Source organism: Stenotrophomonas sp. Sm6012 (assembly GCF_030985895.1).
GTDB lineage: Bacteria > Pseudomonadota > Gammaproteobacteria > Xanthomonadales > Xanthomonadaceae > Stenotrophomonas > Stenotrophomonas forensis.
Genome location: NZ_JAPTFX010000189.1, coordinates 1 through 7,192, shown reverse-complemented (window position 1 = coordinate 7,192; position 7,192 = coordinate 1). Strand labels below are relative to the sequence as shown.

Sequence of the window (7,192 nt, the reverse complement as noted above, 5' to 3'; positions counted from 1 at the left end):
CCGCGCCAGCAGCGCGCGGGCCAGCTGCAGGTCGCTCTGCTGCTGGGCAGCGGCATCCTGCTCGCGCAGGTGGACCAGTGCGGCCTGCAGGCGTGCGCCGCGGATCTGGCCGTCGCTGGCGACGAACGCAGCAGCATCATCGCGTGCGGCCTGCACCACCTTGTCATCGCCCGAGCTGCTGGCCGAGGAACCAGAGGATGCGCCGGTGGCCGAGCCGGCCGAGGTGCCTGCGAAACTGGAAGCGAAGCCGGCCAGCGGCAGGGACAGCAGGGCGAGCAGAACAAGCGGACGGGTCATCGATTCGAAGCCGGTTGTGGGAATGCGTGGAGCGTAACGGGTACGTGAAGGAATTGCCCGGCTCAGACGTCGAACAGCTTGCCGGGATTCAGCCGCGCTTGGGGATCGAACGCGCGTTTGACTGCCTTCATCAGCGCGATCTCGGCCGGGCCGCGGGTGCTGTCCAGGTAGCCCTTCTTGACCAGTCCGATGCCATGCTCGGCGGAAATGCTGCCATCGAAACGAGCCAGCACCTGCGCCAGCAGCTTGGTCACGTGCTCGCACTGCGACAGGAAATCGACGTCGCGGGTATCGTCCGGCTTGAGCACGTTGATATGCAGGTTGCCATCACCGATGTGGCCGAACCAGACCACGTCGAAATGCGGATAGGCCTGCCCGATCAGCGCCTGGGTCTCGGCCAGGAATGCCGGCATCGACGAGATCCGCACCGAGACATCGTTCTTGTACGGCGTGTAGCGTGCAAGCGACTCGGTGATGCCCTCGCGCAGGCGCCACAGCTGCGCCGCCTGTGCATCGCTGGCGCTGATCACGCCGTCGCTGACCCAGCCGTTGCCCATGCAGTCCTCGAACGCCGCCATCGCCGCCGCTTCCTGCGCGTCGTCGTTGGCCGCGAACTCGGTGACCACGTAATAAGGGTGCACCTCGTCGAACGGCGCCTGCGCACCATGCGCCAGCACGTGCTCCAGCGCCCGCTCGGTGAAGAACTCGAAGGCCTGCAGCTGCAGGCGCGCGCGGAACGCGGCGAACACCTGCATCAGCACCTCGAAGCTGGGGACGGCCAGCAGCATCACATTGCTGGCCGGCGGCGGGTCGGTCAGCTTCACCGTCGCCTCGACGATCACCCCCAGGGTACCTTCCGAGCCGATCAGCAGCTGGCGGAAGTCATAGCCGCTGGAGTTCTTGATCAGGCCCTTGTTGAGTTCCAGCAGCTCGCCGCTGGCGGTGACCACTTTCAGCCCGGCGATCCATTCGCGGGTATTGCCGTAGCGGATCACGCGGATGCCGCCGGCGTTGGTGGCGATGTTGCCGCCGATCGAGCAGGAGCCGCGCGCCGCGAAATCAACCGGGTAAATCAGGCCGTGGTCGAGCGCGGCGTTGTGCACCGCCTCCAGCGGCATGCCGGCCTGCACCACCAGCGTGCGATCGACCGCGTCGTAGGCCAGCGCCTTGTTCATCCGCTCCAGGCTGAGCACCAGTTCGCCGTTGGCCGCCACCGCGCCACCGGACAGGCCGGTGCGTCCACCCGACGGCACCACCGGCACGCCCTCGGCCGCGCTCCAGCGCATCACCGCCTGCACTTCTTCAACCGTGGCTGGCAATGCAATCGCCAGCGGCGCCGGCGTCCAGCGCCGGGTCCAGTCGCGACCGTAATGCTCCAGATCGGCCGGATCGGTCTTCAGTTTCAGGCCGGGACAGGCGTGCTGCAGCGAGGCAATGCGGGAATCGGTCATGACGGTCCAGCGCGGTGCGTGAAGAACGGGCAAGCGTGCCAGTGGCACGCGCCAGCGTCCAGCCCCACACCGGTACAGATAGCTACGGATGCAACCAATTGCGCACTGCACCATGGGCTTCGCGATCTGGCATAGTGATTGGCCCCTGTCCCACTGGCCGTGTTGCCCCATGTCGCCGAAGAAGACCTCGTTCCCGAAGCAGGATATCCGCGTGCTGTTGCTGGAGGGGGTCAGCCAGACCGCCGTGGAGGTGTTCAGCGCAGCCGGCTACAGCCAGATCGAAGCGCACACCAAGGCGCTGCCCGAGGACGAACTGAAGGCGCGCATCGCCGAGGCGCATATCGTCGGCATCCGTTCGCGCACCCAGCTCAGCGCCGAGGTGCTGGCCGAGGCCAAGCGGCTGATCGCAGTGGGCTGCTTCTGCATCGGCACCAACCAGGTCGACCTGGATGCGGCCGAGCTGGCCGGCATCCCGGTATTCAATGCCCCCTACTCCAACACCCGCAGCGTGGCCGAGCTGGTGATCGCCGAGGCGATCATGCTGACCCGCGGCATCCCTCAGAAGAACGCCGAGTGCCATCGCGGCGGCTGGTCGAAGTCGGCCAGCGGCAGCCACGAGGTGCGTGGCAAGACGCTGGGCATCATCGGCTACGGCCACATCGGCACCCAGGTCGGCGTGCTGGCCGAATCGCTGGGCATGCAGGTGATCTTCCACGACGTGGAAACCAAGCTGGCGCTGGGCAATGCGCGTGCCGCAGCCAGCCTGGACGATCTGCTCGCCCGCGCCGACATCGTCACCCTGCACGTGCCGGAAACGCCGTCCACGCAGTGGATGATCGGCAGCACCGAGCTGGCCAAGATGCGCAAGGGCGCGCACCTGATCAACGCCGCGCGCGGCACCGTGGTCGACATCGATGCGCTGGACGCGGCGCTGGCCAGCGGCCACGTCGGTGGCGCCGCGCTGGACGTGTTCCCGGTCGAGCCGAAGGGTAACGGCGATATCTTCGAATCGCCGCTGACCCGCCACGACAACGTGATCCTGACCCCGCACGTGGGCGGCAGCACGCTGGAAGCGCAGGACAACATCGGCGTGGAAGTGGCGGCCAAACTGGTGCGCTACAGCGACAACGGCAGCACCCTGTCGGCGGTCAATTTCCCGGAAGTGACCCTGCCCGAGCACGCCGACAGCCTGCGCCTGCTGCACATCCACCAGAACGTGCCGGGCGTGCTGTCCAAGGTCAACGAGATCTTCTCGCGCCACAACGTCAACATCGACGGCCAGTTCCTGCGCACCGACCCGAAGGTGGGTTACGTGGTGATCGACATCACCGCCGGCGAGGAACAGGCCGCCGCCGTGCGCGACGAGCTGGCCGCGATCCCGGGCACGCTGCGCACGCGCATCCTGTACTGATAAAAGGGGACGGAGGGGATTAAGTCGTTTGTGGCATAAACGACTTAATCCCCTCCGTCCCCTTTTTTCTCAGCGTGCCAGCCACCTGTTTGCCATGCGCTGCATGGATTCATCGGACTCTGGGTCGGCCGCGACCTCGGTCACCGGCCGCCAGGCCAGCTCCAACGATTCCTCGCTGAGCACGAAGGCGTCGCCACCGAGCGCACGGATCACGAAACGCACGTCGTAGTGCCAGTGCCCCGGCACGTCCTTGCGCTCTGGAATCCAGTGCTTGTCCAGATCGAAGATGGCCGGGTCTTCCAGCACCAGGCCGCTCAGTCCCGATTCTTCCTCGGCTTCCTTCAGCGCCACACGGGCCAGGTCACGGTCGCCGTCGGCGTGGCCGCCCAGCTGCAGCCAGCGCTGCAGCTTGCGGTGGTGGGTCAGAAGCAGGCGTTGCCCGTCGGCGCTGACCAGCCAGCAGCTGGCGGTGAAGTGGCCGGCCAGCCGTTCGCGCCGGAACGGATCTTCCGGATCATCCAACAATGTGCCGAATTCGGCAGCCAGTGCGTCGTGGGCGGGCTCCCGACGGGCATAGTCCCGCAGCAGGCCACGCAGGCGATCGTCAAGCACGGCAAGGGTTTCGGCGGTCTGGCTCATGAATGGGCGGCGTCTGGAAAAATACTGCTCATTATCGCCGTTCATTGTTGCGATTGCGCTTGTGCGTTGGCTTCAGCTTTGGCTAAGGTACAGCGGGCCGTTCGCGCGGCCTTCACCATTCCAGGGTTGCCGGCAACGTATCGGCGGCCCACCCAATCCGATCACTAGGAAGTACTGCATGCTGAAAGCTCTGTTGAGGGTCAAGCCGGTCCAGCCGGCCGGGCACGTCGATGCCGGCGAACCCATCGAAGGCAGCCTGGACGGCGAAGCCACGTTGAAACGGACCCTCACGGCTAAACACCTCATCCTGCTTGGCGTGGGTGCGGTGATCGGCGCAGGTATCTTCGTGCTGACCGGCCAGGCCGCGGCCAACCACGCCGGTCCGGCAGTGATGCTGTCGTTCGTCATCGCCGGTTTCGCCTGCGCCCTGGCGGGCCTGTGCTACGCCGAGTTCGCGGCGATGATGCCGGTCTCCGGCAGCGCCTATTCCTACTCCTACGCCACCCTCGGCGAAGGCATGGCCTGGTTCATCGGCTGGTGCCTGGTACTGGAGTACCTGTTCGCCTCGGCCTCGGTCGCGGTGGGCTGGTCGGCCTACCTGATCAGCTTCATCACCACCACGCTGCACATGCCGTTCCCGGACCTGCTCAGCGCCGCGCCCATTGCCTGGACCGGCAGCGAGTTCGTATCCTCCGGCAAGCTGTTCAACCTGCCGGCGGTGCTGATCGTGGCGGCGGTGTCCGGCCTGCTGTACGTGGGCGTGACCCAGTCGGCCTTCGTCAACGCGATCATCGTGGCGATCAAGGTCACCGTCATCTGCCTGTTCATCGGCATTGGCGCGGCCCATATCGATCCGGCCAACTGGCAGCCGTTCATCCCGGAAAACACCGGCGTGCCGGGTGAGTTCGGCTGGAGCGGCGTGTTCCGCGCGGCCACCATCGTGTTCTTCGCCTACATCGGCTTCGATGCGGTCTCCACCGCCGCCGGCGAGACCAAGGACCCGCAGCGCAACATGCCGATCGGCCTGCTCGGCTCGCTGGCGGTGTGCACCATCGTCTACATCATCGTCTGCGCGGTGCTGACCGGCATGATGCCGTACCACCTGCTGGGCACCGACAAGCCGGTGGCCACCGCGCTGGAGCCCTACCCGACCCTGTCGTGGCTGAAGACCCTGGTCGAGATCGGCGCCATCGCCGGCCTGTCCTCGGTGGTGCTGGTGATGATGATGGGCCAGACCCGCATCGCCTACACCATCTCCCGCGACGGCCTGCTGCCGAAATTCTTCGGCAAGGTCCACGCCCGCTTCCGCACCCCGTACGTCGCCACCATCGTGGTCGGCGTGATCGCCGCCGCATTGGCCGGCCTGGTGCCGCTGAACGTGCTGGGCGAACTGGTCTCGATGGGCACCCTGCTGGCCTTCGCCACGGTCTGCATCGGCGTGCTGGTGCTGCGCTATACCAAGCCGGAGATTCACCGCCCGTTCCGCGTACCGATGGTGTGGATCATCTGCCCGCTGGGCGCGGCCACCTGCCTGTTCCTGTTCTGGCAGGCGTTCGTGGTGCACTGGCACCTGTTCGTTGGCTGGACGCTGCTCGGCCTGCTGATCTACCTGGGCTACGGCATCCGCAACAGCAAGCTGGCCAAGTCGCCCTGATCCGCCTACGGGCCGGCCTCGCGGCGGCCCGTCCGTTTTCCCCGCGCGCCCCTGGCGGCGCGCTTCGACAAGACCACCACACATGTTCAAGCAACTGTGGGCCACCAAGCACCCGCATGCCGCCCATGAAGACGCCAACGGCCTCAGCCTGCGCCGCCACCTCGGCCCCTGGGGGCTGACCGCCCTTGGCATCGGCGCGGTGATCGGCGGCGGCATCTTCGTCATCACCGGCCAGGCCGCCGCCAACCACGCCGGCCCGGCGATCATGCTGTCGTTCGTTCTGGCAGCGGTCTGCTGCGCCTTCTGCGCGCTGGCCTACGCCGAGTTCGCCTCGATGGTGCCGGTGTCGGGCAGCGCCTACACCTATACCTATGCCACCTTCGGCGAGCTCTCGGCCTGGTTCATCGGCTGGATGCTGGTGCTGGAATACGGCGTCTCCGCGTCAGCCGTGGCGGTCAGCTGGACCGGCTATTTCCTCAGCCTGCTCAGCCAGTTCGACATCCATCTACCGGCGGCGCTGGTCAGCGCGCCACTCGACGCGCAGCTGCGCCCGACCGGCGCGATCGCCAACCTGCCGGCCGCCGCGCTGGTACTGCTGCTGACCTGGCTGTGCTACGTCGGCATCAGCAAGTCCTCGGCGATGAACATGGCGATGGTCGTGCTCAAGACTGGCCTGATCGTGCTGGTCATCGTGGTCGGCTGGAAGTACGTCGACACCAGCAACTGGACCCCGTTCATCCCCGCCAACGAAGGCCCCGGCAAGTACGGCATGGAAGGCGTGCTGCGTGGCGCGGCGATGGTGTTCTTCGCCTACATCGGGTTCGAGGCGGTGTCGGTGGCCGCGCAGGAATCGAAGAACCCGCAGCGCGACATGCCGATCGGCATGATGCTGTCGCTGGTGATCTGCACCGTGCTGTACATCGCCATGGCCGCCGTGATGACCGGCCTGGTGCCGTACCAGCTGCTGGGCACCGACGAGCCGGTGGTGACCGCAGTGGCGGCGCACCCGCAGCTGGGCTGGCTGCGCTGGGTGGTCGAGGTCGGCGCGCTGGTCGGCCTGTCCTCGGTGGTGCTGGTGATGATCATCGGCCAGCCGCGCATCTTCATGATCATGGGCCGCGACGGCCTGCTGCCGCCGGTGTTCACCAGGATCCACCCGAAGTACCGCACCCCGCACATCAACACGGTGATCACCGGCATCGGCATCGCGCTGCTGGCGGCGCTGTTCCCGCTGGACATCCTCGGCGAGCTCACTTCGATGGGCACACTGATCGCGTTCGCCGCCGTATGTGCCGGCGTACTGATCCTGCGCCGCACCCAGCCGGACCTGCCGCGTCCGTTCCGCATGCCGATGGCGTGGCTGATCTGCAGCCTGGGCGTGCTGAGCTGCCTGGCGCTGCTGTCGGCGATGACGATGCACAACTGGATGCTGATGGGCGTGTGGACGTTCGTCGGCTTCGTCATCTACTTCTGCTACGGCTTCAAGCACAGCCGTCTGCGGAGTCAGTAGGTTTTTTTGTATTGCAGGGCCTGCGGCCCTGCACCCGCTGGAGCCGGAGCAACGGCAACAGCTGGGTTGAGGGTTTGGCGGGGAGGCATGGGTTCACGGGGGACGCCGTGAATCCGTCCCTGGAGGCTTAGCCGCGCCATCCATGGCGCGGATTGATCTGGCCCCCCGTCAGCGGACGCCAAGAAGCGATACTTTGATCGCACTTGGAGGTCCCTTATGTCCCGTATCAC

At 66.4% G+C, this 7,192-nt stretch carries 6 protein-coding genes; 3 read left to right on the top strand and 3 right to left on the bottom strand.

Features of this window, described 5'->3' with window-relative positions; genetic code table 11:
• Positions 1-297, bottom strand: a 297-nt coding sequence (locus tag O0J73_RS20655; RefSeq protein WP_006439835.1) for a DUF2388 domain-containing protein, incomplete at its 3' end; no start/stop codon positions are given.
• 62 nt (positions 298-359) lie between these two features.
• On the bottom strand, positions 360-1,748 hold the full coding sequence (locus O0J73_RS20650; RefSeq protein ID WP_308309522.1) for an FAD-binding oxidoreductase: 1,389 nt from the start codon (positions 1,746-1,748) through the stop codon (positions 360-362).
• Between the two features lie 169 nt (positions 1,749-1,917).
• Here O0J73_RS20650 and serA point away from each other — a divergent pair, with 169 nt between their 5' ends.
• Positions 1,918-3,159: a phosphoglycerate dehydrogenase gene (serA, locus tag O0J73_RS20645; RefSeq protein ID WP_053449619.1), complete on the top strand. Its 1,242-nt coding sequence runs from the start codon at positions 1,918-1,920 to the stop codon at positions 3,157-3,159.
• A gap of 69 nt (positions 3,160-3,228) precedes the next feature.
• Here serA and O0J73_RS20640 read toward each other — a convergent pair whose 3' ends face one another.
• Positions 3,229-3,843, bottom strand: a complete 615-nt coding sequence (locus tag O0J73_RS20640; protein WP_308309521.1) for an NUDIX hydrolase — start codon at positions 3,841-3,843, stop codon at positions 3,229-3,231.
• A gap of 133 nt (positions 3,844-3,976) precedes the next feature.
• Between O0J73_RS20640 and O0J73_RS20635 the strand changes: the two genes are divergently transcribed.
• Together O0J73_RS20635 and O0J73_RS20630 are read left to right on the top strand one after the other, a co-directional pair.
• Positions 3,977-5,452 (top strand): amino acid permease, encoded by a 1,476-nt coding sequence (locus O0J73_RS20635; protein WP_006439800.1) that lies wholly within the window; start codon positions 3,977-3,979, stop codon positions 5,450-5,452.
• 82 nt (positions 5,453-5,534) lie between these two features.
• Positions 5,535-6,962 carry an amino acid permease gene (locus O0J73_RS20630; protein ID WP_308309520.1) on the top strand — a complete coding sequence of 476 codons (1,428 nt, stop codon included), beginning with the start codon at positions 5,535-5,537 and terminating at the stop codon, positions 6,960-6,962.
• The last annotated feature ends 230 nt before the right edge of the window (positions 6,963-7,192 follow it).

What these genes read in the sequence shown, in the direction of transcription:
- O0J73_RS20650 (WP_308309522.1), bottom strand. Translation starts at nt 1,748, where the DNA reads ATGACCGATTCCCGCATTGCCTCGCTGCAGCACGCCTGTCCCGGCCTG.
- serA (WP_053449619.1), top strand. Translation starts at nt 1,918, where the DNA reads ATGTCGCCGAAGAAGACCTCGTTCCCGAAGCAGGATATCCGCGTGCTG.
- O0J73_RS20640 (WP_308309521.1), bottom strand. Translation starts at nt 3,843, where the DNA reads ATGAACGGCGATAATGAGCAGTATTTTTCCAGACGCCGCCCATTCATG.
- O0J73_RS20635 (WP_006439800.1), top strand. Translation starts at nt 3,977, where the DNA reads ATGCTGAAAGCTCTGTTGAGGGTCAAGCCGGTCCAGCCGGCCGGGCAC.
- O0J73_RS20630 (WP_308309520.1), top strand. Translation starts at nt 5,535, where the DNA reads ATGTTCAAGCAACTGTGGGCCACCAAGCACCCGCATGCCGCCCATGAA.